27 protein-coding genes are annotated in these 25,930 nt (G+C 57.4%); 15 read left to right on the top strand and 12 right to left on the bottom strand.

Features of this window, described 5'->3' with window-relative positions:
* The first annotated feature begins 147 nt into the window (after nt 1-147).
* On the top strand, nt 148-666 hold the full coding sequence (locus tag ASB66_RS11435) for a MarR family winged helix-turn-helix transcriptional regulator (protein ID WP_060715776.1): 519 nt from the start codon (nt 148-150) through the stop codon (nt 664-666).
* Here ASB66_RS11435 and ASB66_RS11430 read toward each other — a convergent pair whose 3' ends face one another.
* From ASB66_RS11430 to clpP, 6 genes are all read right to left on the bottom strand, one after another.
* Nucleotides 667-2,004: an MFS transporter gene (locus ASB66_RS11430; RefSeq protein WP_060715777.1), complete on the bottom strand. Its 1,338-nt coding sequence runs from the start codon at nt 2,002-2,004 to the stop codon at nt 667-669. It lies immediately after the preceding gene.
* Nucleotides 2,001-2,186, bottom strand: a complete 186-nt coding sequence (locus ASB66_RS11425) for a DUF2256 domain-containing protein (protein ID WP_411910047.1) — start codon at nt 2,184-2,186, stop codon at nt 2,001-2,003. The genes ASB66_RS11430 and ASB66_RS11425 overlap by 4 nt, the downstream gene beginning before the upstream one ends.
* Before the next feature lie 193 nt (nt 2,187-2,379).
* Entirely contained in the window at nt 2,380-2,679 is a 300-nt protein-coding gene (hupB, locus tag ASB66_RS11420; protein WP_470207171.1) for a DNA-binding protein HupB, read from the bottom strand.
* Between the two features lie 303 nt (nt 2,680-2,982).
* Nucleotides 2,983-5,403 carry an endopeptidase La gene (lon, locus tag ASB66_RS11415; RefSeq protein WP_060715778.1) on the bottom strand — a complete coding sequence of 807 codons (2,421 nt, stop codon included), beginning with the start codon at nt 5,401-5,403 and terminating at the stop codon, nt 2,983-2,985.
* A 588-nt stretch (nt 5,404-5,991) separates the two neighbouring features.
* Nucleotides 5,992-7,269, bottom strand: a complete 1,278-nt coding sequence (gene clpX, locus ASB66_RS11410) for an ATP-dependent Clp protease ATP-binding subunit ClpX (RefSeq protein WP_015915639.1) — start codon at nt 7,267-7,269, stop codon at nt 5,992-5,994.
* Between the two features lie 288 nt (nt 7,270-7,557).
* Nucleotides 7,558-8,190 carry an ATP-dependent Clp endopeptidase proteolytic subunit ClpP gene (clpP, locus tag ASB66_RS11405; protein WP_015915638.1) on the bottom strand — a complete coding sequence of 211 codons (633 nt, stop codon included), beginning with the start codon at nt 8,188-8,190 and terminating at the stop codon, nt 7,558-7,560.
* 396 nt (nt 8,191-8,586) lie between these two features.
* Between clpP and ASB66_RS11400 the strand changes: the two genes are divergently transcribed.
* A complete protein-coding gene (locus tag ASB66_RS11400) occupies nt 8,587-9,822 on the top strand; it encodes a GGDEF domain-containing protein (RefSeq protein ID WP_147274035.1) in 1,236 nt (411 codons plus the stop codon).
* A gap of 44 nt (nt 9,823-9,866) precedes the next feature.
* Complete coding sequence (locus ASB66_RS11395; RefSeq protein WP_060715780.1) at nt 9,867-11,111, top strand: cytochrome P450; 1,245 nt, start codon at nt 9,867-9,869, stop codon at nt 11,109-11,111.
* Between the two features lie 27 nt (nt 11,112-11,138).
* Here the strand turns inward: ASB66_RS11395 and ASB66_RS11390 are convergent, their stop codons facing one another.
* Nucleotides 11,139-11,483: a cupin domain-containing protein gene (locus ASB66_RS11390; RefSeq protein ID WP_015915635.1), complete on the bottom strand. Its 345-nt coding sequence runs from the start codon at nt 11,481-11,483 to the stop codon at nt 11,139-11,141.
* Between the two features lie 44 nt (nt 11,484-11,527).
* Nucleotides 11,528-11,677 (bottom strand): hypothetical protein, encoded by a 150-nt coding sequence (locus tag ASB66_RS26225; protein ID WP_156545048.1) that lies wholly within the window; start codon nt 11,675-11,677, stop codon nt 11,528-11,530.
* A 195-nt stretch (nt 11,678-11,872) separates the two neighbouring features.
* Between ASB66_RS26225 and ASB66_RS11385 the strand changes: the two genes are divergently transcribed.
* Entirely contained in the window at nt 11,873-13,003 is a 1,131-nt protein-coding gene (locus tag ASB66_RS11385) for a metallophosphoesterase (protein WP_060715781.1), read from the top strand.
* A gap of 65 nt (nt 13,004-13,068) precedes the next feature.
* Here ASB66_RS11385 and ASB66_RS11380 read toward each other — a convergent pair whose 3' ends face one another.
* Both ASB66_RS11380 and ASB66_RS11375 read right to left on the bottom strand, forming a co-directional pair.
* Entirely contained in the window at nt 13,069-14,352 is a 1,284-nt protein-coding gene (locus ASB66_RS11380; protein WP_060715782.1) for an O-acetylhomoserine aminocarboxypropyltransferase, read from the bottom strand.
* Between the two features lie 139 nt (nt 14,353-14,491).
* Nucleotides 14,492-14,944 (bottom strand): CoA-binding protein, encoded by a 453-nt coding sequence (locus tag ASB66_RS11375; protein ID WP_060715783.1) that lies wholly within the window; start codon nt 14,942-14,944, stop codon nt 14,492-14,494.
* A 174-nt stretch (nt 14,945-15,118) separates the two neighbouring features.
* On the opposite strand from ASB66_RS11375, the gene ASB66_RS11370 reads away from it, so the two are divergent.
* Nucleotides 15,119-15,463 (top strand): hypothetical protein, encoded by a 345-nt coding sequence (locus ASB66_RS11370; RefSeq protein ID WP_322267438.1) that lies wholly within the window; start codon nt 15,119-15,121, stop codon nt 15,461-15,463.
* 78 nt (nt 15,464-15,541) lie between these two features.
* Here ASB66_RS11370 and ASB66_RS11365 read toward each other — a convergent pair whose 3' ends face one another.
* Nucleotides 15,542-16,006 (bottom strand): CoA-binding protein, encoded by a 465-nt coding sequence (locus ASB66_RS11365; protein ID WP_060715784.1) that lies wholly within the window; start codon nt 16,004-16,006, stop codon nt 15,542-15,544.
* A gap of 1,265 nt (nt 16,007-17,271) precedes the next feature.
* Here ASB66_RS11365 and rplM point away from each other — a divergent pair.
* The 9 genes from rplM (at nt 17,272) to ASB66_RS11320 (ending at nt 24,456) form a co-directional block, all read left to right on the top strand.
* Nucleotides 17,272-17,736 carry a 50S ribosomal protein L13 gene (gene rplM, locus ASB66_RS11360; protein ID WP_060715785.1) on the top strand — a complete coding sequence of 155 codons (465 nt, stop codon included), beginning with the start codon at nt 17,272-17,274 and terminating at the stop codon, nt 17,734-17,736.
* A gap of 2 nt (nt 17,737-17,738) precedes the next feature.
* Nucleotides 17,739-18,206 carry a 30S ribosomal protein S9 gene (rpsI, locus tag ASB66_RS11355; protein ID WP_015915627.1) on the top strand — a complete coding sequence of 156 codons (468 nt, stop codon included), beginning with the start codon at nt 17,739-17,741 and terminating at the stop codon, nt 18,204-18,206.
* A gap of 147 nt (nt 18,207-18,353) precedes the next feature.
* Nucleotides 18,354-18,686, top strand: coding sequence for an antibiotic biosynthesis monooxygenase family protein (locus ASB66_RS11350; protein WP_060715786.1), 333 nt, complete (start codon nt 18,354-18,356; stop codon nt 18,684-18,686).
* A 71-nt stretch (nt 18,687-18,757) separates the two neighbouring features.
* Nucleotides 18,758-19,603: a CgeB family protein gene (locus tag ASB66_RS11345; RefSeq protein ID WP_060716017.1), complete on the top strand. Its 846-nt coding sequence runs from the start codon at nt 18,758-18,760 to the stop codon at nt 19,601-19,603.
* A gap of 119 nt (nt 19,604-19,722) precedes the next feature.
* Complete coding sequence (locus ASB66_RS11340; RefSeq protein ID WP_060715787.1) at nt 19,723-20,568, top strand: hypothetical protein; 846 nt, start codon at nt 19,723-19,725, stop codon at nt 20,566-20,568.
* A gap of 159 nt (nt 20,569-20,727) precedes the next feature.
* Entirely contained in the window at nt 20,728-21,681 is a 954-nt protein-coding gene (gene speB / locus ASB66_RS11335; RefSeq protein WP_060715788.1) for an agmatinase, read from the top strand.
* A 69-nt stretch (nt 21,682-21,750) separates the two neighbouring features.
* Nucleotides 21,751-22,683: an N-acetyl-gamma-glutamyl-phosphate reductase gene (argC, locus tag ASB66_RS11330; protein WP_060715789.1), complete on the top strand. Its 933-nt coding sequence runs from the start codon at nt 21,751-21,753 to the stop codon at nt 22,681-22,683.
* A 28-nt stretch (nt 22,684-22,711) separates the two neighbouring features.
* Nucleotides 22,712-23,566 (top strand): aminoglycoside phosphotransferase family protein, encoded by an 855-nt coding sequence (locus ASB66_RS11325; protein ID WP_234823928.1) that lies wholly within the window; start codon nt 22,712-22,714, stop codon nt 23,564-23,566.
* Between the two features lie 62 nt (nt 23,567-23,628).
* Nucleotides 23,629-24,456 (top strand): DODA-type extradiol aromatic ring-opening family dioxygenase, encoded by an 828-nt coding sequence (locus ASB66_RS11320; protein WP_060715791.1) that lies wholly within the window; start codon nt 23,629-23,631, stop codon nt 24,454-24,456.
* Here ASB66_RS11320 and ASB66_RS11315 read toward each other — a convergent pair.
* Complete coding sequence (locus tag ASB66_RS11315) at nt 24,436-25,530, bottom strand: COX15/CtaA family protein (RefSeq protein WP_060715792.1); 1,095 nt, start codon at nt 25,528-25,530, stop codon at nt 24,436-24,438. The genes ASB66_RS11320 and ASB66_RS11315 overlap by 21 nt on opposite strands.
* Nucleotides 25,531-25,685: 155 nt before the next feature.
* On the opposite strand from ASB66_RS11315, the gene ASB66_RS11310 reads away from it, so the two are divergent.
* Nucleotides 25,686-25,895: a DUF2842 domain-containing protein gene (locus ASB66_RS11310; RefSeq protein WP_041696430.1), complete on the top strand. Its 210-nt coding sequence runs from the start codon at nt 25,686-25,688 to the stop codon at nt 25,893-25,895.
* The last annotated feature ends 35 nt before the right edge of the window (nt 25,896-25,930 follow it).

The following is a 25,930-nucleotide window of genomic DNA, read 5'->3' as shown; positions in this document are numbered from 1 at the left end:
CAAGTGAAATCTGCGGGATGCACAGGTCAAATATGACGCTTTGCCTTTTGGGCTGATGGGTTTATCACCTGAGTGAGCCGTATCTTATCAGGATGAAGATGCTACACATCCTTGTCTTGAAGGCATTATCGAACATGGATTGAGCGCATGGACGGACCGGAACAGGCGACTGACGATTTCGAAACCCCGGAATTTTCCGGAACTGTGGCCTTCGGCGACCTGGAAAAAGTTCTTGGCTTTCATTTGCGATTGGCCAATGTCGCGGTGTTCCAGGATTTTCAGGCGACCATGTCGGGGCTGGCCTTAACTCCGAAGCAATTTGCCGTGCTGGAACTGATCGACAACAATGCTGGGGCCAGCCAGATCGATTTTGCCCAAAGCCTGCGCATGGACAAGGCGACCATGATGGCGCTGATCAACAAGCTCGAAGGCCGAGGCGCCGTCGAGCGTCGGCCCTCTCAGGTGGATCGCCGAAGACAGGAACTCTTCGTGACCGAGGAAGGCCAGCGTGTTCTGGCGGCCGCGAAAGAGCTTCGCCATGGCCATGAAGCCCGTTTTACTGAGCGGTTTTCGAAAGACGAGCTTGCCCAGCTATTGTCTTTTCTGCGGCGCATCTATCAGGATGGTCGCGCCCTGCCCAAGCCATCCACGACATCACAGACCTGATCATGATGGGTTTGATATGTCCCTCTGGCGCTGCTCGATTTTCTGTCGAGTGGCTTGCTGGTGCGTGCTGTCGATGGAAAATTGCCACATAAGAGCGATGGCGAGAAGCTTGAACAGGATCGGCAAGAAAGCATAAAGCGCAGACAGGGCCGAAAGCGCCGGCCCGCTTTGAGTGGCGTTTTCCGGCTGGAAGCCTGCCAAAGCCAACAATGGAAAGACAATGCCGGAAGAGAGCGCCAATGCCAGCTTGGTGACAAAACTCCAGGCGGCGAAGTAAAGCCCGGATCGCTGTTCTCCCGACGCCAATGTGTCCTGATCGATCACATCGGCCTGAATGGCTGGCGGCAGCGCCAGATCGAAGCCCAGCAAGACGCCGGTCACCACGCAGATGCCGAGGAACAGCCAGGCGTCTCCCGGCCCCAGCAGGCCCGCCAAGGCAAATATCGCGCAGCTGAGCAGCATGGCCCAGCACCAGGCCCTGTGCTTGCCCAGCCGCCGCGCCACGAAAACCGCAAGTGGCACGCCGGCGACCGCCGAAAGGAAATAAGCAAACAGCAAAGGTCCTTGAAGCTCCGGCGCCTCCAACCGCGCTGCCACGAAATAAAGAAACAGCGAAGCGGGGATAGCATTGGCCAGTGAATTCGCCAGGAACGCCATAGCCAGCCGCAGGAAGGCGCTATTGGCGAGCAGGAAGCTCACCCCATTCTTCAATGAAAGCCGGGTTTTCGAAAAATCCACCGGTTCCGCCACGCGCCATACCGCAATGGCACCAAAGATTGGCAATAGCACCGCCACCATAACAGCAATCGCATTCAGGTCCGGCTGGGCGCCTGCCGTGGATGCCTGCCCCAGGAAAGGCCGCGAGATGGCGAGAAGCGTGCCGAGTAACGTCGTACCCTCACGCCAGGCCGAAAGCCTGACCCGGCCATCGTAGGAGGTCTCGAGTTCGGCACCCCAGGCGGTATAAGGCAGGCTTGTCCAGGTACTGCCAATCGACAGAAGACAGCCCCAAACCACCAGATGCGCAAGTCCTGCCCCATCCGGTGGGTTGAACAGCATGAAAGCGGAGAGCGCCGTCAGCGGCAGCGACAACAGAAAGAACAGGCGGCGGCGACCATACCGACCGGGAATGCGGTCTGCGAGCCAACCGATCAGCGGATCGGTGATCGCATCCAGACAGCGAATGGCCAGCAAAGCGGCCCCAATGGCCGACAGAGCAATACCGAACCGCCCGGCATAGACGGACGGAACGATGATATACAGCGGCAGAGCAATGGCTGCCAAAGGCAGGGCCGGAAGCGCATAAAATAGCAAAGTCAGGTTCGACAGTGGCTTCATGAGGTGTGCGACACTCTCGAACGGGCCACCTCGAATTTATGGCTCGCTGCCCTGCTGTTACGGCAGCGCACGGAACAGAAGCGCACCTCCTCCCAGCAACGCGCCCACTTTTTACGCCACGCGAAAGGCCTCTGACAGGCCACGCAGAGCTTGGTCGGGAGGTCGGCTTTCTTCGTGATCACGGGCGCCTCTCTGATGGACCATTGGCAGCTCGTTTACGGCAGCCATTTTGTATTGAACTCAATGCTATTTCGAAGCAGCGACCATCTTGGATCAGTGAAACGGCAACGAGATGCCTCCTTCCTGCAAAAAGACAAAAAACCCGGCGTGAGAGCCGGGTTTTCGGTAGAACTGGTAGGTTTTCCGCAAGCAGGATCAGCTGTTAACAGCATCCTTCAGGCCCTTGCCGGCCGTGAACTTCGGAACGTTACGGGCCGGAATATCAACTTCCGCGCCAGTCGAAGGATTGCGGCCCTTCGAGGCTTCGCGATGGGAAACCGTGAAGGCGCCAAAACCGGCGAGGCGAATGTCGCCACCATTCTTCAATTCCGCCTGGACGGTGTCGAAGACGGCGTCCACGGCGGAAGCTGCGTCGGCCTTGCTGAGACCGGCCTTATCGGCAACTGCGTTTACGAGTTCGGACTTGTTCATGTTTCCACCCTTTCTGTATGACATGAATATCAAAGCGGCGAAGATGCTAACGCATCCCCGCATCGAGGAACCGCGACCACCGCAAAGCGCCAGGCGCCCGAGAGGATCACAAAGGAATACCGACCGCCATTTTCGATGGCCTCCGGCATGACTCAAAAATTCCAAGTCGGGCGGACAATACTCATGCCCATGCCCGTCGCAAGCCAAAAGCACCGCAATCGCCTGAAAAACAAGGCTTCTGGTGATGTTTGCACAAAAAAGGCTGGCCCGAAGGCCAGCCTTTTCGAAGTTTTTCCGCCAATTGGGCAGGATCGTGGCAAAGACGGCTCAGTGCGCCACGGTTGCGCCTGAATCGTCGACACCTTCGACAGTGCCAACGGCAGGCGTTTCCACCGTGCCATCCCACTCGATCGGCTCCGGTATGCGCACCAGCGCATGAGCAATCACCTCACCCATCCGGGCGACCGGAACGATCTCAAGATTGTTCTTCACGTTATCTGGAATATCCGCCAGGTCCTTAGCGTTTTCTTCCGGGATCAGAACCTTCTTGATGCCGCCGCGAAGGGCTGCCAGCAGCTTTTCCTTCAAGCCACCAATCGGCAAGACGCGACCGCGCAGGGTGATTTCACCCGTCATCGCCACATCCTTGTTGACCGGAATGCCCGTCATGATCGAGACGATTGCGGTTGCCATTGCCACGCCAGCCGAGGGGCCGTCCTTAGGCGTCGCACCTTCCGGCACGTGGACGTGAATGTCCGACTTGTCGAAGCGCGGTGGTTCGATGCCGAAATCGACGGCCCGCGAGCGGACATAGGATGCCGCCGCCGAAATCGATTCCTTCATCACTTCCTTCAGATTGCCGGTGACCGTCATGCGGCCCTTACCCGGCATCATTACGCCTTCGATGGTCAACAGTTCGCCGCCGACTTCGGTCCAGGCAAGACCGGTGACGATGCCGACCTGATCTTCGCCCTCGGCTTCGCCATGACGATAGCGCGGCACGCCGAGATAATCGTTGATGCTGGCTGCCGTGACGGTCACAGAGGTCGACTTACCCTTGATGATTTCGGTCACAGCCTTGCGGGCGACCTTCATCAATTCACGCTCGAGGCTACGCACGCCTGCCTCGCGGGTATATTGCTGGATGATCGAGACAATCGCATCATCCGACAGCGAGAACTCTTCCGGGCGAAGCGCATGGTCCTTGATCGCCTTTGGCAGAAGATGCCGCTTGGCAATCTGGAGCTTTTCATCCTCGGTGTAACCGGCAATCCGGATGATCTCCATGCGGTCCATCAGCGGGCCGGGAATGTTCAGCGTATTCGCGGTCGTGATGAACATCACGTTGGACAGATCGTATTCGACCTCCAGGTAATGGTCCATGAAGGTTGCGTTCTGTTCCGGATCCAGCACCTCGAGCAGCGCCGATGAGGGATCACCACGGAAATCCTGGCCCATCTTGTCGATTTCGTCGAGCAGGAACAGCGGGTTGGACCGCTTGGCCTTTTTCATCGACTGCACGACTTTGCCGGGCATGGAGCCAATGTAGGTCCGGCGGTGACCACGGATCTCAGCCTCATCACGCACGCCGCCCAGCGCCATGCGGACATATTCACGTCCTGTGGCCTTGGCAATCGAGCGGGCGAGCGAGGTCTTGCCGACACCCGGAGGACCGACGAGGCACAGGATTGGGCCTTTCAGCTTGGTGGCACGGGCCTGCACAGCCAGATATTCAACGATCCGTTCCTTGACCTTGTCGAGGCCGAAATGATCCTCATCGAGGATTTTTTCAGCCGCGTTGAGGTCGATCCTCACCTTGGACTTCTTGTTCCAGGGTAGGCCGAGCAGCCAGTCGAGATAGTTGCGCACCACGGTGGCTTCCGCAGACATCGGGCTCATATGCTTGAGCTTTTTCAGCTCCGCATCGGCCTTGTCCTTGGCTTCCTTGGATAGCTTGGTCTTGGCGATGCGCTCTTCCAGTTCGGCCATCTCGTCGCGGCCTTCCTCGCCATCGCCGAGTTCCTTCTGGATCGCCTTCATCTGCTCGTTCAGGTAATATTCGCGCTGGGTCTTTTCCATCTGGCGCTTAACGCGCGAGCGAATACGCTTCTCCACCTGGAGAACGGAAATTTCGCCCTCCATGAAGCCAAGCGCCTTTTCAAGCCGTGTCTTGATGCTCACCGTTTCCAGCATTTCCTGCTTTTCGGTGATCTTGATCGACAGATGCGAGGCAACCGTATCAGCCAATTTCGAATAGTCTTCGATCTGACTGGCAGCCCCCACCACTTCCGGCGAGATCTTCTTGTTGAGCTTGACGTAATTTTCAAACTCCGACACCACCGACCGGCTCAGAGCCTCGACTTCGACCGGATCTTCGGCGGGTTCGGGCAACAGATCGGCATGGGCCTCGTAGAAGTCCTCACGTCCGGTGTAGCTAGAAATCCGGGCGCGCGCCTTGCCTTCGATCAGCACCTTGACGGTGCCGTCAGGCAATTTCAAAAGCTGCAAGACATTGGCGACAGTGCCAACCTCATAGATGGCATCTGCCGATGGATCGTCATCACTTGCATTGATCTGGGTGGCCAGCATGATCTGCTTGTCAGAGCCCATGACTTCTTCGAGGGCACGAATAGACTTCTCGCGCCCTACAAAGAGCGGCACGATCATGTGCGGGAACACCACGATGTCACGCAGCGGCAATACCGGATAGGTATTGGTTTCGCCGGTGACAGAGGTCACTTTAGTCATTCCAGTTCCTTTCATCGTCCCGTTGCCGGGACCCAAATCCGCGCTCAAAAGCCGCGGGGGACATGGTCCTGTCTCACCGGTTAAAGTGGAGACCCAAGAGCTAAAATTCAAGCCTTTGTGCCCTGTGCCACCACCGTGGCGCAACAGCTTGAGGCCTGCTGCATGATTCTGGCTCAGACCTATCCGGGTCGAGCCCATCATGCTGAAACACACTACAAATGGTTGATTGACGCGACAGCAAGCAACAACAAAACGCACCGGCGCGGCCCAACCACGGCGACCGAAGCCACCCTACCCTGATGCGCGCGCCAGGCATTCCAGCATTCGAAGAGATCAAACACTCGCCTGGGGCAAACCTGCCTTCGACCGAATCTGTCACATCGCGCGAAGCACCTTGTCATAGTCATAAACTATTCAAAAACGCCCTGCAAACGACTTAGAGTTTGGCAGGGAAAAGTGGGGTCCTGTTTTCCCGAAAAGACAAACGACGAGAAACATAGATCCAAGCACCGATACGGCCCCAGCCCGTAGAAACGCCGAAGCCCGCACGGTGGCGGGCTTCAAAGCTGTTCAGAGATTTGCGGAGGTTCACGCCGAAGCGTTAGCCTTTTCTTCCTGGCGATCCGCATAGATGTAGAGCGGACGGGCGGCACCGCGCACCACTTCATCGGAAATCACCACTTCGCGCACGCCTTCAAGTTCAGGCAGTTCGAACATCGTGTCGAGCAGGATCTTTTCCATGATCGAGCGCAGGCCACGAGCGCCGGTCTTGCGGGTAATCGCCTTACGAGCGATTTCGCGCAGCGCGTCCTCGTGGAAGGACAATTCGACGTCCTCCATTTCGAACAGGCGCTGATACTGCTTGACCAGTGCATTCTTAGGCTCGGACAGGATCTGGATCAGCGCGTCTTCGTCCAGGTCTTCAAGCGTTGCCAGAACCGGCAGACGACCGATGAATTCCGGGATCAGGCCGAACTTCACCAGATCTTCCGGCTCCAGTTCGCGCAGCACTTCGCCGACGCGGCGATCTTCCGGCGACACAACCGTCGCGCCGAAGCCGATCGAGGTCTTTTCGCCACGAGCAGAGATGATCTTGTCGAGACCGGCAAAAGCGCCACCGCAGATGAACAGGATATTGGTGGTATCCACCTGCAGGAATTCCTGCTGCGGATGCTTGCGACCGCCCTGAGGAGGAACCGAAGCGACAGTGCCTTCCATGATCTTCAGAAGCGCCTGCTGCACGCCTTCGCCAGACACGTCGCGGGTAATCGACGGGTTGTCGGACTTCCGGCTGATCTTGTCGACTTCGTCGATATAGACGATGCCGCGCTGGGCGCGCTCGACATTGTAATCGGCCGATTGCAGCAGCTTCAGGATGATGTTTTCAACGTCTTCACCGACATAGCCGGCTTCCGTTAGCGTTGTCGCATCCGCCATGGTAAAGGGCACATCGATGATGCGCGCCAGCGTCTGGGCAAGATAGGTCTTGCCGCAACCCGTTGGCCCGACCAGCAGGATGTTTGACTTCGCCAGTTCCACATCGCCGCCCTTTGAGGCATGCGACAGGCGCTTGTAATGATTGTGGACCGCGACGGACAGGATCTTCTTGGCCTGTCTCTGGCCGATCACATATTCGTCGAGGATCTTGATGATGTCCTGCGGTGTCGGCACGCCATCGCGCGACTTGACCATCGAACTCTTGTTTTCCTCGCGGATGATATCCATGCAGAGTTCGACGCATTCATCGCAGATGAAAACCGTCGGGCCGGCAATCAGTTTCCGGACCTCGTGCTGGCTCTTGCCGCAGAACGAACAATACAGGGTATTCTTCGAGTCACCGCCGTTGCTTCCGCTGACCTTGCTCATAACTTTTTCCTTCCAGCACGCCGCACCGCCATTTACCGGCTCGCGGTCTAGTCATGTCGCCCGATACCGCACGCCCGGCCATCCGGGCGACATTCGGTTCAGAGGTACTATTCAGCTCTCAAAAGTCACATTCATGAGCTGACGGCAACGAGAACCTCTGAGAATATTCAGGCTATGTCATAAAAGCTCAACATAGCCTTAATAACTATTAGCGCTTTCGGCGGCAGTTTAAACCCCCTGGATGGATCCGGCCTTGCGTTTCCATCGAAAGCCCGCCGCCAAAAGACATCAAGAAGGCGTTACCCCTTCGATTTCGGAACGCGTCGTCAGGATCTTGTCGATCAGACCCCAGTCCTTGGCTTCCGTGGATTCCATGAAGTGGTCGCGGTCGAGCGTATGCTCGACTTCTTCCAGCGTGCGGCCAGTGTGCTTGACATAAACCTCGTTCAAGCGACGCTTCATCTTGATGATGTCGCGGGCATGACGCTCGATGTCGGAGGCCTGACCCTGGAAACCGCCGGACGGCTGATGCACCATGATGCGGGCGTTGGGGGTCGCAAAGCGCATGCCCTTTTCGCCTGCAGCCAGCAGCAGCGATCCCATCGAGGCGGCCTGGCCGACGCACAGCGTCGAGACGGCCGGACGGATAAACTGCATCGTATCGTAGATCGCCATGCCGGCAGTCACGACGCCGCCGGGAGAATTGATGTAGATCGCGATTTCCTTCTTCGGATTTTCCGCTTCCAGAAACAGCAGCTGGGCGCAGACAAGCGACGCCATGTGATCCTCGACCGGTCCGGTCAGGAAAATGATGCGCTCCTTCAACAGACGCGAGTAGATGTCGTAGGACCGTTCGCCGCGATTGGTCTGCTCCACAACCATAGGCACCAGAGCCATGGCGGTATCAACTGGATTTCTCATGTCCGTCCTTTTCAACCCATTCCCGAAGCCTGTCAGGCCCGATGCCGATCCGGGCTGAGGGAATCAATTCAAATGCTGTCAATCCCTACATAGAGTGTTCGCCCCCAACACTTCAAGACGCGAGCATGCGATATCCTTAATCGCTTGCATGGATTGGTTCTCGCATTCTCGCTGTTTTACCGAAAGCGGCCCGTGGGCGGCGGCTTGCCCAGCCAAGCCATACACAGAAAATCGACAACATGGTGAATAGGGCGTGATAGGTCCAATCGGAATTTGCAACCAAAAGAAAAAATCGATTATGATCGCCGCGAACTCATCCCGGCTTTCGTTCGGAAGCATAAAACCAGAGAGTAATGAGGGCCGACCGCCTTGCTCGACATCAAGACAGCTTTTTTGATGTGGGGGACCCAGGCGATCACGCTGGCGGTCCTGCTGATCACCATATGGCTGCGTGCGCCACGGCATCGCTATTACGGTTACATGGCCATTGGGTTTGCCTGTCACGGCATCGGCGCAATACTGATCGCGCTTCGCAACGACCTGCCGCTGCCGCTGGCAATTTACGGCGGCAACGCCATCGTGCTGTGCGGCTTCTGTTTCTGGATCTGGGCGCTGCGGCTGTTTGACGGGCGCAAGCCCGGCTGGTGGATCGCTGCACCGCTGCTGCTCTGGGGCCTCGTCCTGATCCATCCGGTCATACGTGAGACCTACGCCTATCGTCTGGCGACCCACCAGTTCGCCAATGCGCTCTGTTTCGTGATGCTCGCGCTAACAGCCATGACATCGCGCATCACGGCACGGAAATATCGTCGGATGCTTGCCGCCTTGTGGACGCTGCAAGCGCTGTCATGTGCGGTGATCGGTTCCGCCAGCCTGATCGGCATGCCGGAAGGCCAGCACGAGGTTGCTCTCAGCGACTACATTGGCCTATTTGTTATCGTCTGCCTGGTATCGGCCATGGTGCTTCTGGCCCGAATCGTCATGGACAAGAACGAACGGGAACTTAAGCAATTGTCGCGCACCGATCCCCTCACAGGTATATTGAACCGGCGTGGTCTGATCGAAACCGTAGGCGAGCTGAAACACACGGTCGCCAAAGACCGGCTCCTGGCACTTCTGGTGTTCGATCTCGATTACTTCAAACATATCAATGATACATTCGGACATCAGGCAGGCGATGCGGTCTTGTCCAGCTTTGCACAGATGACGGGCAACGCACTTGGCAATGGCGCGATTTTCGCCCGCTCCGGCGGCGAGGAATTCTGTGCCGTCATGCCTGTTGAGGACCTTCGCCAAGCCGCCGGCGTTGCAGAGCGGGTCCGCTACATGATCGCGTCAACCCCGATCACCACAGAACAGGGCGTTGTCAGGCTGACCACCAGCATTGGCCTGTCTGCGGCCTCCGTCGAGGCCTTTGACTTCGATACAGCCATGCGCCAAGCCGATCACGGCCTCTATACAGCCAAGGCAGATGGCCGAAACAGAACCGCCGTGGCGCGCGGTGAAAGCGTTTTTTGCCTGACGCCCAACGAGGAACGCGGCACACCGGCGGCAATCGACAATGAGGCCGACCGCCAGGTCGCAGCCCTGCGCCGTCTCAGCCAGCGTTCCACACAGCAACATCTCGAGTGAGGAGGCTCTTTCAGCCTCGTCAAGAAAGCATCTGCGAACCGATCATGCCGCATTCCTCGTTTTTCTCAGTCGATTCCGTCCAGAGGTCGGTCAGTCTCGACACTGGTCATCCCGGTTTTTTCGAAGCCCCGAATGCGGTCTATGCCATGCTACATGCGCAGGCGCCGACATTTTTCTGGCGTGAGCAGCAGCAATGGTTTTTCACCGGTTACGATCTGGTCAATGGTTTGCTGCGCGACAAGCGATTCGGCAGGCAGATCCTGCACATCGCCAGCCGTGAAGAACTCGGCTGGCCGGAGCCTGCCGCCCACACGAGAGCCTTCGATGCTGCCGAGGCCTGGTCGCTGCTGGAACTGGAGCCGCCGGAGCATACGCGACTGCGGACGCTGGTTAACCGTGCGTTCGTGTCCCGCCATGTCGAGAAAATGACGCCGGATATTCTCGCGCTCGCCAACAGGTTGATTGATGATTTCGAAGCGCAAGGCAAAACGGAATTGCTGTCTTCCTTCGCCGAAATCATTCCGGTGACGATGATTGCCCGGATGATCGGCATTCCCGACGAGATGGGCCCGCAATTGCTGGCCTGGAGCCATGATTATGTCGGCATGTATGTGTTCAACCGCACCCGCGCCCATGAGGACGCCGCAGAGCGCGCTGCCCGGGAGTTTTCCGATTATCTGCGCGGCGTCATTGCCGAGCGCCGCAGTGAGCCGCGTGACGACCTGCTCAGCCACATGATCCATACCGAGCATAAGGGCCAATATCTCACTGATGACGAGCTGATCTCGACGACCGTGGTGCTGCTCAATGCCGGACATGAGGCAACCGTCCACCAGATTGGCAATGCGGTGCGGATCATTCTCGAAAGCGGACTGGACCCAACAGGGTTGTTTGGCAATACAGCCGCCACCGAGCGGACGGTCGAGGAATGTCTGCGGATCTGCGCGCCGGTGCATATTTTCCAGCGCTATTGCCTGGAGCCCTGCGAGATTGATGGTGTCTCCTTCAGCCGAGGCGATAAGATCGGCCTGATCCTGGCCGCGGCCAATCTCGACCCGCGCAAGCTTCCAGATCCACTGACCTTCAAGCCGCAGCGCAGTGACGGTGCCAATCTTTCTTTCGGCGCCGGCATTCATTTCTGCATCGGTGCGCCACTCGCCCGGCTGGAACTGTCGCTAGTGCTGCCGCTGCTGTTCCAGCGCCTGCCTGGTCTGGCGCTGGCAGGCACCCCAAAGGTCAAGGATCTCTATCATTTCCACGGGTTGGAAAAACTGGATCTCGTCTGGTAAGGCCAATGCTTGGTAAAGGCAGCGGCCTCAAAACCGAACGACGTAATCCTTCGTCGTGGTTTCCACCACTTCCCAAAGGCCTGTGAAGCCGGGCCGCAGAATCATCCTGTCACCCTTGCGCAGATGCATCGGCTCACCACCGTCTTCCGTGACGATCGAATAGCCTTCCAAAACGGAAAAATATTCCCATTCGTCGTAGACGATTCGCCACGTGCCGGGTGTGGATTGCCAGACCCCGGCGTAGAGCCCTTGACCGGGCTCATCGATACTCCAGGTCAGGAAGCGCGGATCTCCGGCGACCAGCCGGTCCGGCGCCGGAGCGCCCTCTTCCGGCTGAACGGCAGATAAATCAAAACGAAGCGATGTGATCATGATCTCTGTCTCGCACATCCATTAAATGGGGTTCATCAATGCCATCAATTGTCGGCAATGCTGATTTGATTGGAGAATAGACTTGGCTGCGCCAAATGTCTCCACCAAGGCAGCGACTTCCACATCTGTACGGCAGCAAGCTGCATGATTTTCTTTTGTAGCCGTAACGCGTTTAAAGAATCATGCAGCAGCATCACTGATCCAGATCGGCGTTTGCGCCGTTGTAGCCGATGACCTCTTGTCCAACGCACGGGTGCGACCAACATTCAAGGCCTTGACCAAATCAAGTCGCTACCTGCTGCGACCTCCGATCGTGACAGTGAAGAAGCCGGAAATAACAGCACGGAACAGGTCGCCTTGCCCGTCTACACCCCGAAAGAATAGAATTGATGTTTCATCTCATTTTTGGACTTCCCTGGCTGATCGTTGTCATCCGCTTCATCCAGCCCTTGCCCTGGATCTGGTCGGCGAAGGTGGCGCTGGCGGTTCTTCTGTTGATCGCCTCGCAATATCATTTCTTCAGCCGCCTTTCGTCCGGTTCGGTGTTTTCGCCCGAGTTCCCGCGCCCGCTGATTATCGCGTTCAATCTCCTGTTTGGCGCAATCGTCCTGCTCGCCGTGTTCCAGATCGCGCTGGATGTTATTTCCCTTGTGATCATGCTATTCAAGGGCAATTTCCCGTCGATTCCGGCCAGTCTGCGCTATGCCCTTGGAGGCGTGGCGCTGTGCCTTTCCGCATACGCGGTCAGCCAGGCAATCCGGGTGCCGCCATTAAAGGACATCGAAATTCCAATTGCAGGACTACCACCGGCGTTTGACGGCTACCGCCTCGTTCAACTGACCGACCTGCACATCAGCCGGCTGTTCCCTGCCCGCTGGGCAGAGGAGGTCGTAGCGAAAACCAACGGGCTCGATGCCGACCTGACCGTCATCACGGGAGACTTTATCGACGGAGACCTTGCCAGCAGGCGTGATGATGTCGCACCGCTTGCAAACTTACGGGCGCGCGACGGGGTTTATGCCATTCCCGGCAATCACGAATATTTCTTCAGTTACCAGGACTGGATGGCCCATCTCGCCACATTGAACATGACGATGCTGCCGAACGCTCATGCTGTGCTGACAAGAGGCGACGCCAAAATCGCCTTGGCAGGTGTGACGGATCGCTCCGCCGCCACGCACGGAGCACCGGCACCAGACCTTTCAGCAGCACTCCAGGGAGTGCCGTCAGATGCGCCGATCATTCTCCTCGACCATCAGCCGATGTCGGCAGCCAAGGCCGCCGCATCAGGGGTTGCCCTTCAACTGTCGGGTCATACGCATGGTGGCATGGTTCTCGGCCTTGACCGCATGGTCGCCCGCGCCAATAACGGCTTTGTTTCGGGCCGTTATGTCATCGGTGGCATGACACTCTATGTCAACAATGGCACGGCACTCTGGCCCGGCTTTGCGCTCAGGCTCGGCGTACCATCAGAACTGACAAGGATTACTCTCAGAGCTAAGAGGCCAAGCGGGATATAGAGCATTTCAGCGTTTCCATGGAAACGCTGAAATGCTCTGAAAGCAACCATCGTCGGCAAGCCTCGTCAAAGCTTCGACAAGGCCTGTTGAAGATCCGCAATAATATCATCGGGGTCCTCGATCCCGATGGACAGACGCACGACCTCCGGCCCGGCACCGGCCGCCACCTGCTGCTCCGGGGTCAATTGGGCATGGGTGGTCGAGGCGGGATGAATGACCAGCGAGCGGGTATCGCCGATATTGGCAAGGTGGGAAAACAGCTGCAATCCCTCCACCAGCGCCTTGCCCGCCTCATAGCCACCCTTCAGCCCGAAGGTGAAAACGGCGCCAGCCCCTTTCGGCGCGTAGCGCTGTTGCAGCGCATGGTTCGGATCATCCGGCAGGCCCGCATAATGCACCCAGGAGACTTTGGCATGGGCCTTTAGCCAGTGGGCGACTTTCAGGGCGTTGTCGCAGTGGCGCTGCATGCGCAGCGGCAGGGTTTCGATGCCGGTCAGAATGAGGAAGGCATTCATCGGCGCGATCGCTGGTCCGAGGTCGCGTAGGCCGAGCACCCGGCAGGCAATGGCAAACGCCATATTGCCGAAGGCCTCATGCAGAACCACATCGCCATATTCGCCGCGCGGCTGTGACAAGCTCGGAAACTTGTCCGATTGCGACCAGTCGAACGTGCCGCCATCAACGATCACCCCGCCCATGGAATTGCCATGGCCACCGAGAAATTTGGTGGCGGAATGCACGACGATATCGGCACCGTATTCCAGAGGCCGAACCAGATAAGGGCTGGCCATGGTATTATCGACGATTAGCGGTAGGCCATGGCGACGCGCAACATCGGCAATGGCGGCAATATCGACGAATGTCCCACCGGGATTGGCAAGGCTTTCGATGAAGATCGCCTTGGTTCGCTCATCGATTTGCGCCTCAAAGCTGACCGGATTGTCCGTATCGGCCCAGCGCACCTGCCAGCCGAAATTCTGAAAGGCGTGGCCGAACTGGTTGATCGATCCACCATAGAGCTTTTTGGCGGCGACGAAATTATCTCCCGGCTGCATCAGGGTATGAAAGACCAGCATCTGCGCGGCGTGCCCCGACGCCACCGCCAATGCCGCCGTGCCACCTTCCAAAGCAGCGACTCGCTCTTCCAGCACGCCCTGGGTCGGGTTCATGATCCTTGTATAGATATTGCCGAATTGCTTGAGGCCGAACAAGGCGGCAGCATGATCGGTGTTTTCGAACACATAAGCGGTGGTCTGGTAGATCGGCGTCGTACGTGCGCCGGTCGTCGGGTCCGGCTGAGCACCGGCGTGCACGGCCAGCGTCGCAAAGCCCGGATTGTTGTTTGCCATGGTTATCCTCCCTGAAATAGTGCGGCAGAGCATTACACCGATGCCGATGAAACGCTACCTCATGCCCTGTTTGAAAGTCCTGGCTTTTTTGGGCAATTGCACAATCGTTTGATGCCTATAGATTTCTTATCCGATCAGCCTAATGCCTGTCCGGCCCCAGTGTCCCTTGAAAAATTCTGGGATATTCGATGGCCGGGCAACGGTTCATCACCACCTTGACCCCGGCTGCCTCGGCGCGGGCGGCGGCCTGGTCGTCGCGCACGCCAAGCTGAGCCCAGATCACCTTCGGCAAATGTGTGAGCCCCAAGGCCTCATCCACCACTGCGGGCAGATATTCGGAAGCGCGGAATACATCGATCATGTCGACAGGCTCGGGAATGTCCCCAAGCGAAGCAAAGACAGTCTGCCCCAGAATGTCCTTTCCCACCTGCCCCGGATTGACCGGAATAACGCGGTAGCCTTGGTTCAGCAGAAAATGCATGACCCCATGGCTTGGCCGCGCCGGATTGGGCGAGGCTCCGGTCAGGGCAATGGTCTTGACCGTTTCCAGAATGGTCTTGAGATAAGCGCTCTCATAAACATCATGCTGCATGTCATTCTCCCAAGCACGCTGCTGTGATCCTTTGGAATTGCACCCTGTCTTGATCGTAGGCGCAACCGCCCCAGTTAAGAAGTGATATACAGCATGTCGCCCGAAAGTGTGCGCAGGGCTGGGGAAAAGGACATGCTATAGGCATTGGCCTATGATTTTTATGGAGATGTTTCAATGAACCCGATGATACGGCTAGGTTTTTGCGTTGCCATTTCCTTGTGGGGCAGCAGTGCCCTGGCGATCGAGCGCTACAATTCGACCACGCTTGCCTGCGAAAATGTCCGGCAAATCCTGCGAGACCAGGGGGCTGCCGTTCTGCGCTATCCCTCAAAGCGGGTGCCGGGCATGGCGCTTTACGATCGCTACGTTCGCAACACCAATTCCTGTTCGCCAGGCGAGTATGCCGAACGCGCCACGGTACCGACACGCGATAACCCTGCCTGCCCGGTGCTGAACTGCAAGCCGGTGGACAACCTGCAGGACGGCTTTATCCGCTTCGTCCCGCATTACTCCCTCTGAGAGAGCGCCTGGGCCATGGATAAGCCCACAAGACGGCGATAACCGCGCCATGCAGCACGATTATCGCCGGGGCCGCTATCAAGCGGCGGTGGGGGAACGATGGGCAATATGACTGGCCTGGTAGACCAGTGGATATTCTGCGACCAGCGCTCGGTTCATCACGACATCGATACCTGCCGCCTCGGCTTTTGCCGCAGCTTCATCGTCGCGGACACCCAATTGACCCCAAATCGCCTTTGGTCGTCTCTCCAATGCCAGGGCTTCATCCACCACCTCACTGAGGGCTTCCGAGCGGCGAAACACATCGATGAGATCGATCGGCACCCCTATATCGGCAAGGCGTGCATGCACAGGGCGACCAAGGATTGTCGTGCCAGCAAGTGCCGGATTGACGGGAAAGACCTGATAGCCCTTGCCGAGCAGAAAACCGAGCACCCAATGGCTTGGCCGGTCATCGCGTGCGGACGCTCCAACCAGCGCGACCGTGTGGGTGCGCGCCAAAATCGTGCAGAGATAGTCATCGGAATAATGGTCGTGGTTCATGGCTTATCCTCCCCGGCTTGACAGCCGTTTCTTCAGACAATCCGCCTCCATAGCATCGTGCAGAAAACCGGTTCCCACTTTTCAGTCCGATGCTGTACAGCATCTCCCAAAACCATGGGGAGCAGTTTTGCCAATCTGAAATGCTCTGGCTCCCAGGATAGGATAGCAAATTTGGCTTAACGGTTTGCCAAGACACAAATCCCGCAATGACACATTGGGCGCCACCGTTCTCCTCAACCAGCTCTCCCCTTGATTGAGTTTTTCATGCAGCAATCAATCTACTGACGTCGTAAGCACACAGCATCAGATAATTCCCCATCAACACTCTTACCAAACTCTGACAGAACAGGGAGGCTGGTTTCATGTTATCGCTATCATTAGCCCACTCTTTTTAAGGGAACTTTCATTTGATGTGTGACCAGCATCACATCAATGATGATCAATGCCAATATGTTCACTTTTAATTCACTATTTGTTCACGCGCATTTTAGCACCCTCAAACATTGAATTCCCTAATGATTACAAGTAGTTTTAGGTAAAAATCATTTACCCTGAAATCCGGACAAACGGAGAAGAGTTTAAATCGATTTGATCGCGTTTAGCTGTCCTTTTGTAAGCCCTCATTGACACAATAGTGTGCGATCAAGCCTGCAAAAACTCGGCAAATGCCACTTTTGATTGCAACTCACCCAATCCAGGGCGGACTGGAATAGCGCAGTCAATCTGTCTCGAAACGAGACAAGCACCTTACAATCCATCCAACATCTATTAAGCACCAATCACAACTATCTTTTGCGCCCGTCCGAGAGCGGAATCAGGCGATTACACAAGCCAGAAAAGCACTACGCCTGACCGGAAGACAGGGGGATAAAAAGCAAACGTTCTCAATGCAGCCTTATCGGCCTGCAGATATCAAATCGGGCGTCCTAACAGGGCCTCCCCGGCACCAGGCCCAACAAAGCAATATTGGTAGACTCCCTTCAGGCGCCCGTGCCGATAACGCAAAAATCCAACCAACAAAGCAAAGAATTTTGCGGTAAAATAATACCACATCATTAAACGCTTGTTTTATCTGTATATTTCCAGCACCATCGCGGATCAGCCATCCTTGACCGAACCCGGCACCGCGACTATAAAGCCGCCAGCTTGCGGCCCTTATGGACCGCATTCTTTTTGTGCGGGTCAAAGCGCACAAGACAAGCAACAAGAAACGCCCGACCGGCTCCCTATAAGAGCTGAAAGGGTTCAAAAGAAAGTTGAACCTCATGTCTACCTTCGTTCAGAAGCCTGCAGAGGTGGAGAAGAAGTGGATCATCATCGACGCCGAAGGGCTCGTTGTTGGTCGCCTCGCCACCGTGATCGCCACCTATCTGCGTGGCAAGCACAAGGTCACGTACACGCCTCACGTCGATGATGGCGACAACGTCATCGTCATCAATGCCGAAAAGGTCGTCCTGACCGGCAAGAAATACACCGACAAGACCTATTACTGGCACACCGGCTATCCGGGTGGCATCAAGGAACGCACGGCGCGCCAGATCATCGAAGGCCGCTTCCCGGAGCGCGTTCTTGAAAAGGCTGTCGAGCGCATGATACCCCGCGGTCCGCTTGGCCGTCGCCAGATGAAGAACCTGCGCGTTTACGCCGGGTCTGCACACCCCCACGAAGCCCAGCAGCCTGTCGCTCTCGACGTGGCCAAGCTGAACAGCAAGAACGTAAGGAGCGCCTAAGTATGGCTGACCTCTCTTCCCTGAAGGATCTCGGCACTGCGCAGGAAGCTTCGGCTCCCGTTCACGTCCGTAAGGTCGACGCTCAAGGCCGCGCCTACGCGACCGGCAAGCGCAAGAACGCAATTGCCCGCGTTTGGGTCAAGCCCGGCACCGGCAAGATCACGGTCAATGGCCGCGATTTCCCGGTTTACTTCGCCCGTCCGGTTCTGCAGATGATCCTGCAGCAGCCTGTCGTCGCTGCTGCCCGCACCGGTCAGTTCGACGTTATCGCCACTGTTACCGGTGGTGGTCTGTCCGGCCAGGCTGGCGCTGTGCGTCACGGCATTTCCAAGGCCCTCACCTACTTCGAACCGGGCCTGCGCTCAGTTCTGAAGAAGGGTGGCTTCCTGACCCGCGATAGCCGCGTTGTTGAACGTAAGAAGTACGGCAAGGCAAAAGCTCGCCGGTCCTTCCAGTTCTCCAAGCGCTAATCGCGCTTCTGGAATTTTACATTGGAAAAGCGGGGCTTCGGCTCCGCTTTTTTCATTTGTCCGATCACCAATTTGAATTGGTCTATTTCGACTGAAGGAGTAAACTGGCGGCACCCCTTTTCTCACTCGAGCCGAAAGCCGCAAGCGATGTCCCGTTTTGCCAAACGGCCTTCTCCCCCTTACTACGTCGTCTGTTTTTCCTCGGTCAGAACCGAAGTCGGCAATGGCTACGATGACATGGCCGAGGCCATGGTTACGCTTGCCAGCCAGCAGCCAGGCTTTCTCGGCGTGGAATCCGCCCGTGACGCGACCGGCTTCGGCATAACCAATTCCTACTGGAGCGATGAAGCCTCGATCCGGGCCTGGAAAAAGGTCGTGGATCATCTGGCGGCGCAAAACCAGGGCCGTGCGGAATGGTACAGCCGCTACGAGGTGCGCGTCGCAAAAGTGGAGCGGGCCTACAGCTTTGCGAAAGCCTGACACAGCAAGGATTGCGCAGCGCGATCGGTTTCATTTTGACCGATGCCGCGGACGTAACCTTGGAATTGAAGATGATAAAACGGCCTTACAATATTTGCATCGTGGAGCCGAAAGGCTTTGGTCACTCGAAGGCCTTCGAGGAGGTCGCTGAAGCTCTCGATTATTCTCTGAAAGAATTGGGGTATCCGACGGCTCTTAGCATCAATCGAGTGACCGACGACGCCGTCAACATCATCTTCGGCGCGCATCTCCTCCCCTTACAGGACCTTCACGACCTTCATCCGAGCACGATCATCGTCAATGCCGAACCTTTGTCGGTAACCTCGGAGCGGATACGAGACCGGGTTCTCATCTGCCTCAACGCCGGTTTGGAAATCTGGGACTACAGCCTCGCCAATATCGAAATCCTCAACCGAATCGGTGGCCGGCCAGCCAAATATCTGCAATTGGGTTTCCAGAAAGAACTGGACCGCATAGCACCCGCCCCGGTCCGGGATATCGATGTGCTCTTCTATGGCTCAATGAATGAACGTCGCGCAGATATTCTCTACGGCTTGCAAGCCCGGGGACTTGTCATCGAGCATCTGTTCGATGTGTATGGACGTGAGCGCGACGCCTGGATCGCCAGGTCCAAAGTGGTTTTGAACATGCATCTGCTGGAATCGCAGATTTTCGAAGTTGTGCGCGTGTTCTATCTGCTCATCAATGGCGTGGCCGTCGTCGGCGAGGTGAATGGGCCGGAAACGCTGATCGATGATCGGTTTGCGCAGGGTATCGTCGCCGCGCCCTATGGTGATCTGGTCGACGTTACAGAACAGTTGGTGCGCGATGCTGCCAGGCTCGAAAAACAACGCATCCTCGCCCGCGACGCTATCAAGCGCCATCCACAAGTGACCTTCACCCAACAGCTACTTTGATATGCTGTTGGAAAAAGTGGACGGCCTACAGGTTTGCGAAAGCCAACTGCGCCATGGTCACAGCTCTTACCGTCATGCACCGCGCGTGCATCACGGCCTCGTAACGACTGGTCGGCGACATGAGTTCTGAAAAATATAATATCTGCATCGTGAGGCCTGATGGCTTCATACACTCCATGGCTTTCGTGGAGGTCGCTGAAGCGCTGGGCTATTCGCTGCGAGCGCTGGGGCATCAATCGGTGGTGAATTTCAATGCCTTCGCGCATGACGCAATCAACATCATTTTCGGCGCCCATCTGCTGACGCCGCAGGATTTCGCCGATCTCAAGTCGAACACTGTCATCGTCAATGCCGAACCGCTCTCGGCGATCGATGCGCCGGTGCGTGAGCGCATTCTCACCTGGCTTGAGACCGGCCTGGAAATCTGGGATTACAGCCGGGCCAATATCGAGATCCTTAGCCAGATCGGCGGACGGCCGGCGAAATATCTGCAATTGGGCTTCCAGAATGAACTGGATCGCATTACTCCTGCGCCGCACCAGGATATCGACGTGCTATTCTATGGCTCGATGAATGAGCGGCGTGCCGCCATCATTGATGGTCTGCGCGACCGTGGCCTTACCGTCAAACGCCTGTTCAACGCCTATGGGCGCGACCGTGACATTTGGATCGCCAGGTCCAAAACCGTATTGAACATGCATTTTTTCGACGCGCAGATTTTCGAGGTCGTGCGGGTCTTCTATCTGCTCAGCAATGGCGTGCCTGTTGTCGGCGAGGTCAACGGACAGGCAACGCAGATCGAGGAGCGATTTACCCAGGGCATCGTGGCCGCACCCTATGGCGAGTTGATTGATGTCACCGAAAAGCTGGTGCGCGATCCCGAAAGGCTTGCACGGCAGCGCATCATCGCCCGCGATGCCATCACGCCCTATCCCCAGACCGTCTTTACGCAAATGCTGCTTTGACACAGGCTGAGTCCTCTATAGGATTGCTGCATAGATTTTGTCAGGGACAAGTGGAACCCGGTTTTCCCGAAAAGACAAACTAAAACAAGAGAAGCTAGAGTGTGTCTGGTTCAATATGAACCTGACACACTCTAGAATACTGGATGCGGATCAAATACTTTGGCAGATAAATCCATAGACCACGCCTTCACGGCAAACGATCTCACATCGGCAGCCACTGACCCGACCTATGCCGGGGTGCTCTCCTTCATGCGCCGGCGCTATACCAAACTGCTGGATGGGGTGGACACGGCGGTCTGGGGCATTCCCTTCGATGCCGCCACCTCCAACCGGCCCGGCGCCCGATTTGGGCCGCAGGCCATTCGCCGTGCCTCGGCCATTTTCGACAACGACCCGCAATATCCGTTCGAGCGCGACCTGTTTGCGGCCATGCCCACCGTGGATTACGGCGATTGCCGTCTGGACTACGGCAACCATTGGGAAACACCGGCTACCATTGAAAAGGAAGCGGCCGATATTCTCTCAAAGGCAAACTTCCTGCTGACGCTTGGCGGCGACCATTTCATCACCTGGCCGCTGCTGAAGGCCCATGTCGCCAAACATGGGCCGCTGGCGCTGGTGCAGTTCGATGCCCATCAGGATACCTGGTTCGACGATGGCAACCGGATCGACCACGGTTCCTTCGTCGGACGGGCGGTGCGCGAAGGCCTGATCGTCCCGTCCCGTTCGATCCAGATTGGCATTCGCACCCATGCGCCTGACGATTGCGGCATCCGCATGCTCTATGGTCATCAGGTGGAAGAGATGCGCGCTGCCGAGATCTCTGCGCTGATTGTCGAACATACGGCGGGCCAACCCGCCTATCTCACCTTCGACATCGATTGCCTCGACCCTGCCTTTGCCCCCGGCACCGGCACACCTGTGGCAGGTGGACCATCCAGCGCAAAAATCCTCTCGGTTCTGCAAAACCTTCATCCGCTCGACATAAGAGGAGCCGATATAGTCGAGGTGGCGCCCGCCTATGACCATGCCGATATCACTGCCATTGCAGGGGCAACGGTGGCGATGTATATGCTGGGTCTGCGCGCTGAACGACTGGCGCGATCTGGTTGATAAACTGATTCAAGCAATTCAGGATTTGAATCCGCAAAAGCGGGCAATCTCCTGAAAAGAGAGGGTAAAATGACAGCGAAAATCTTCATTGACGGCGAACACGGCACCACCGGTCTGCAAATCCGCAGCCGCATGGCCGACCGCCGCGATGTGGAGTTGCTGTCGATTCCGCAAGAGCAGCGCCGCAATGCCGCCCTGCGCGAGGACATGCTCAACAGCGCCGATATCGCCATTCTGTGCCTGCCCGACGACGCTTCGAAAGAGGCCGTGTCGATGCTAGCCGGCAACAACAGTGTGCGGATCATCGATACGTCCACCGCCTTCCGCGTCGCGACGGATTGGACCTATGGTTTTGCCGAAATGGACAAAGCCCAGGGTGACAAGATCCGCTCGGCCCGCTGCGTTGCCAATCCCGGTTGCTACCCGACCGGCGCTATCGCGCTGATCCGGCCGCTGCGGGCGGCTGGCATCCTGCCGAACGGCTACCCGGTGTCGGTCAATGCCGTGTCCGGCTATAGCGGCGGCGGCAAGCAGTTGATCGCGCAGATGGAAGACAAGAGCCATCCCGAGCATCTGACCGTCAATAATTATGTCTATGGCCTGAACCTTAAGCACAAGCATGTGCCGGAAATGCAGGCCCATGGCTTGCTGGATCGCGCCCCCCTGTTTTCGCCTTCGGTCGGTCGGTTCCCGCAGGGCATGATCGTGCAGGTTCCACTGTTCCTGGAGGATCTGGCCGATGGCGCGACCGTAGAAAGCATCCATGCGGCGCTTTCCGCCCATTACGCCGGGCAGGACATCGTCAAGGTCGTCGCCCTGGAAGACAGCGCCAAACTCGGCCGGGTCGATGCCGAGGAATTGGTGGGCAAGGATACGATGAAGCTCTTCGTGTTCGGCAATTCAGGCAATGGCCATGTCAATCTCGTCGCCGTGCTGGACAATCTCGGCAAGGGAGCATCCGGCGCTGCGGTCCAGAACATGGACCTGATGCTGTCGGCTTAATTGTTTGAGCAGCCCTTTGAAGGCCCCCGTGTTTCGTCAGTCTCTGATAGAGAAATGGGGGCTTTCGCATGTCAGTCTGATCGCCGATACCCCTAGCAGCCTCGTTTACCGCGCCATGCAGGACGAACGCCCCGTCGTTGTCAAAGCCCTGAAGCCGGAGGGTAGAGGCGAACGACCCGGCCTGGATTTTCTGCGCTGGCGGGCTGGCGATGGAGCCATCCCGCTCATCGATCAGGCTGGCGATATCGCCCTGCTGGACGATGCGGGTGACATGCTGCTGCGCCATCATCTTGGCAAGGTCGGAGATCCCGCAGCCACGGAGATCATCGTCAAGGTGCTGGCGCGCCTGCATGCGCCCTCGCCCTACCCTGTTCCCGATGCGCTGATGCCCCTAAAGGCCCATTTCAACGCCCTGTTTGCGCTTGAGAAAACCATGTCTGACCCGGCCATCGCCGAGATCATCCATTGGACGGCAGCACTTGCCCGCAGCCTGCTTGCCAAGCAACAGGATATCAAGCCGCTGCACGGCGACCTGCACCACGATAATATTATCGGCGATGACAGTGGCAATTGGCTGGCCATCGATCCACAGGGTCTGCTGGGCGATCCGGCCTATGATGTCGCCAATGTCTTCGGCAATCCGCTCCACGCCCCGGATCTCGTTCTTGATCGCCAGCGCGCGCTAGACCTCAGCCAGCGGTTTTCATTGGCATTGGGCTGTTCGCCACGCAAAATCCTCAGCTATGCCGCAGCCCATGCGGGTCTTTCCTGCGCGTGGACGCTGAGCCGCCCGCTGACCGCATCCGGCAATACCAATCTTGCCGAGCGGCTTGGCTTTGCCCGGCTTGCCCGGTCCATACTTGCTGAACAGTTTGTCGACTGATCCGCCTCTCGTGCTGGTTCCTCCTGCGGCGTACAATCGAGCCATATGTTCAGGAGCCACCCATGACCGATAGCCGTCTTCCCGTTTATTTCATCCCCCATGGCGGCGGGCCATGGCCCTTCATGGAGTTCCCGAAAGACGATCAGGGTAAAGGCCCCTGGGACGATCTGGCAGCCTTTCTGCAAGGCCTGCCTGCCGATCTCGGCGTCACGCCGAAGGCCATTCTCATCGTCTCCGGCCATTGGGAAAAGGAACCGCAGGTCACCGTCAGCACGGCAGCAGCCCCCGGCATGCTCTATGATTATTATGGCTTTCCCGCTCATACCTATGAGATAACCTATCCAGCTAAAGGCGATCCGACGCTGGCCGCCCATGTCCGCGAGTTGCTGCAACAGGCGGGCATTCCCTCGGCTGAAGACGATTCGCGCGGCTTCGATCACGGCGTCTTCGTTCCGCTGATGGTCGCCTATCCGGATGCGAATGTGCCTGTCGTGATGCTGTCGCTGAAGAATACGCTGGATGCGGAAAGCCATCTGGAGATCGGCAAGGCCTTGCAATCGCTGCGCGATGACAATGTGCTGATCATCGCGTCCGGCATGAGCTACCATAATATGCCGATGTTTCGCCGCCGCGATGCCGACCATGAGGCCGTTGCCAAGCGGTTTGATGATTGGCTGACCGCAGCGGTGGAAATATCCGATCCGGATGCCCGTGCAGCAACGCTCAGCCTCTGGAATCAAAATCCGGATGCACTTGCCTGCCATGTGCCTGACCATGACCATCTTGTGCCGCTGTTCGTGGCCGCAGGGGCTGCGGGTGCGGACAAGGGCGTGCGGACGTTTAACGGTCTGGCACTGGGCAAAGCCTATTCAGGCTACCGGTTTGGGTAGCGGATAGGCACCATAGAAGCCGCGCAGATGCGCGACTGTAAAGCCGAGCAGGATCAGCGCGCCGCCCTGATGGGCAAGCGCCGCATGAAGCTGCACCTGCATCAACAGCGCGGAAATCCCCAGCGCCGCCTGACAGCAGACGATGGCAAACAAGACGACGCTGCGGCGCGCATGGGTGGTTCCCGGTGCCGCCCGCAACGACGAGACCATGTGATAAAGCGCCACCAGAAACACGGTATAGGCGCCAATGCGATGCACGAACTGCACTGTTTTCGGATTTTCGAAGAAATTCAGCCAGACGGGATGCTGGACCAGCAGATCACCGGGTATCAGCGCGCCATCCATCAGCGGCCAAGTATTGTAGGACATGCCCGCATCCAGCCCTGCCACCAGCGCCCCCAGATAGATCTGGAACAGCACAAGGCACAGCAGCGCTATCGCCCAATGCCTCGAATGCGCGGTCGGGGCCGGGTCGGCGCTATGGCGGGCAAGGCCACGCATCACCCAGACACAGGATGAGAAGATCAGACAGGCTGTAACCAAATGAGTTGCCAACCGGTATTGGCTGACCTCCGTGCGCTCCGACAGGCCCGACGATACCATCCACCAGCCGATGAAGCCCTGAAAGCCGCCGAGCGCAAGTATGCCGACCAGCGGCCAGCGCAAACGCTTCTCGATCCGTCCGGTGACCCAGAAAAACACCAGCGGCAAAGCAAAGATCACGCCGATGCTGCGGGCCAGGAAGCGATGCGCCCATTCCCACCAGAAAATCGTCTTGAACGCCTCGACCGTCATGCCCTTGTTAACCAGCTCATATTGCGGGATTTGCTGGTAGAGCTTGAACTCCTCCTCCCATTCCGCCGCGCTCAACGGGGGAATGACACCGTGGATCGGCTTCCATTGGGTAATCGACAAGCCCGAATTGGTGAGCCGCGTCGCACCCCCAACCAGAACCAGGGCAAACAGCGCGAGAATCACCAGGCCGAGCCAGATGCGCAGGGCACGACGGTTGCGGCTCTGCCGATCGAGGGCGGCGGCTGCCGGGACGGGTGAAGCGGTGCTGGCGATGGTCATCGGTCCAATCTCTCCATTCTACGGCATAATCCCGGTCAGAACGCAGTCTTGCCAGGGGAACGGGTGCATTCCAGTTGATTTGCATCAGCACCCGGTGCAAAACAAGGGCGGAAGGTTTGCGACATCGCGTCGCGTCCTGCAATCAGGGTCATAGCATGCCGGTCAGACTGCGCAAATTCATCGGGACGATTTTGATCGTCGTGCTTGTCATGCTTTACGCGGTGCTGGCCACCACCATTGCCACATTGACATTGGCACAGTCACCCTGGTGGGTGCATCTCACCTATTTCCTGCTGTCCGGCGTGGTCTGGATCCTGCCAGCCATGGCGATCATCAAATGGATGGCGGGTCCGGTTCGCAAATAATCCGCTGTGTTGCATGATCCTTAAATACAAACCGG

The organism is Gillisella vitis (assembly GCF_001541345.2).
In the GTDB taxonomy this organism is placed as follows: domain Bacteria; phylum Pseudomonadota; class Alphaproteobacteria; order Rhizobiales; family Rhizobiaceae; genus Allorhizobium; species Allorhizobium vitis.
The sequence above is the reverse complement of the archived record's forward strand: the minus strand, read 5'-3'. Positions and strand labels throughout refer to the sequence as shown.

Excerpts from the sequence above, each read along its gene's own strand:
- ASB66_RS11435 (WP_060715776.1), top strand. The coding sequence starts at position 148 with ATGGACGGACCGGAACAGGCGACTGACGATTTCGAAACCCCGGAATTT.
- ASB66_RS11430 (WP_060715777.1), bottom strand. The coding sequence starts at position 2,004 with ATGAAGCCACTGTCGAACCTGACTTTGCTATTTTATGCGCTTCCGGCC.
- hupB (WP_470207171.1), bottom strand. The coding sequence starts at position 2,679 with ATGTCATACAGAAAGGGTGGAAACATGAACAAGTCCGAACTCGTAAAC.
- lon (WP_060715778.1), bottom strand. The coding sequence starts at position 5,403 with ATGACTAAAGTGACCTCTGTCACCGGCGAAACCAATACCTATCCGGTA.
- clpX (WP_015915639.1), bottom strand. The coding sequence starts at position 7,269 with ATGAGCAAGGTCAGCGGAAGCAACGGCGGTGACTCGAAGAATACCCTG.
- clpP (WP_015915638.1), bottom strand. The coding sequence starts at position 8,190 with ATGAGAAATCCAGTTGATACCGCCATGGCTCTGGTGCCTATGGTTGTG.
- ASB66_RS11400 (WP_147274035.1), top strand. The coding sequence starts at position 8,587 with ATGTGGGGGACCCAGGCGATCACGCTGGCGGTCCTGCTGATCACCATA.
- ASB66_RS11395 (WP_060715780.1), top strand. The coding sequence starts at position 9,867 with ATGCCGCATTCCTCGTTTTTCTCAGTCGATTCCGTCCAGAGGTCGGTC.
- ASB66_RS11390 (WP_015915635.1), bottom strand. The coding sequence starts at position 11,483 with ATGATCACATCGCTTCGTTTTGATTTATCTGCCGTTCAGCCGGAAGAG.
- ASB66_RS26225 (WP_156545048.1), bottom strand. The coding sequence starts at position 11,677 with ATGCTGCTGCATGATTCTTTAAACGCGTTACGGCTACAAAAGAAAATC.
- ASB66_RS11385 (WP_060715781.1), top strand. The coding sequence starts at position 11,873 with ATGTTTCATCTCATTTTTGGACTTCCCTGGCTGATCGTTGTCATCCGC.
- ASB66_RS11380 (WP_060715782.1), bottom strand. The coding sequence starts at position 14,352 with ATGGCAAACAACAATCCGGGCTTTGCGACGCTGGCCGTGCACGCCGGT.
- ASB66_RS11375 (WP_060715783.1), bottom strand. The coding sequence starts at position 14,944 with ATGCAGCATGATGTTTATGAGAGCGCTTATCTCAAGACCATTCTGGAA.
- ASB66_RS11370 (WP_322267438.1), top strand. The coding sequence starts at position 15,119 with ATGAACCCGATGATACGGCTAGGTTTTTGCGTTGCCATTTCCTTGTGG.
- ASB66_RS11365 (WP_060715784.1), bottom strand. The coding sequence starts at position 16,006 with ATGAACCACGACCATTATTCCGATGACTATCTCTGCACGATTTTGGCG.
- rplM (WP_060715785.1), top strand. The coding sequence starts at position 17,272 with ATGTCTACCTTCGTTCAGAAGCCTGCAGAGGTGGAGAAGAAGTGGATC.
- rpsI (WP_015915627.1), top strand. The coding sequence starts at position 17,739 with ATGGCTGACCTCTCTTCCCTGAAGGATCTCGGCACTGCGCAGGAAGCT.
- ASB66_RS11350 (WP_060715786.1), top strand. The coding sequence starts at position 18,354 with ATGTCCCGTTTTGCCAAACGGCCTTCTCCCCCTTACTACGTCGTCTGT.
- ASB66_RS11345 (WP_060716017.1), top strand. The coding sequence starts at position 18,758 with ATGATAAAACGGCCTTACAATATTTGCATCGTGGAGCCGAAAGGCTTT.
- ASB66_RS11340 (WP_060715787.1), top strand. The coding sequence starts at position 19,723 with ATGAGTTCTGAAAAATATAATATCTGCATCGTGAGGCCTGATGGCTTC.
- argC (WP_060715789.1), top strand. The coding sequence starts at position 21,751 with ATGACAGCGAAAATCTTCATTGACGGCGAACACGGCACCACCGGTCTG.
- ASB66_RS11320 (WP_060715791.1), top strand. The coding sequence starts at position 23,629 with ATGACCGATAGCCGTCTTCCCGTTTATTTCATCCCCCATGGCGGCGGG.
- ASB66_RS11315 (WP_060715792.1), bottom strand. The coding sequence starts at position 25,530 with ATGACCATCGCCAGCACCGCTTCACCCGTCCCGGCAGCCGCCGCCCTC.
- ASB66_RS11310 (WP_041696430.1), top strand. The coding sequence starts at position 25,686 with ATGCCGGTCAGACTGCGCAAATTCATCGGGACGATTTTGATCGTCGTG.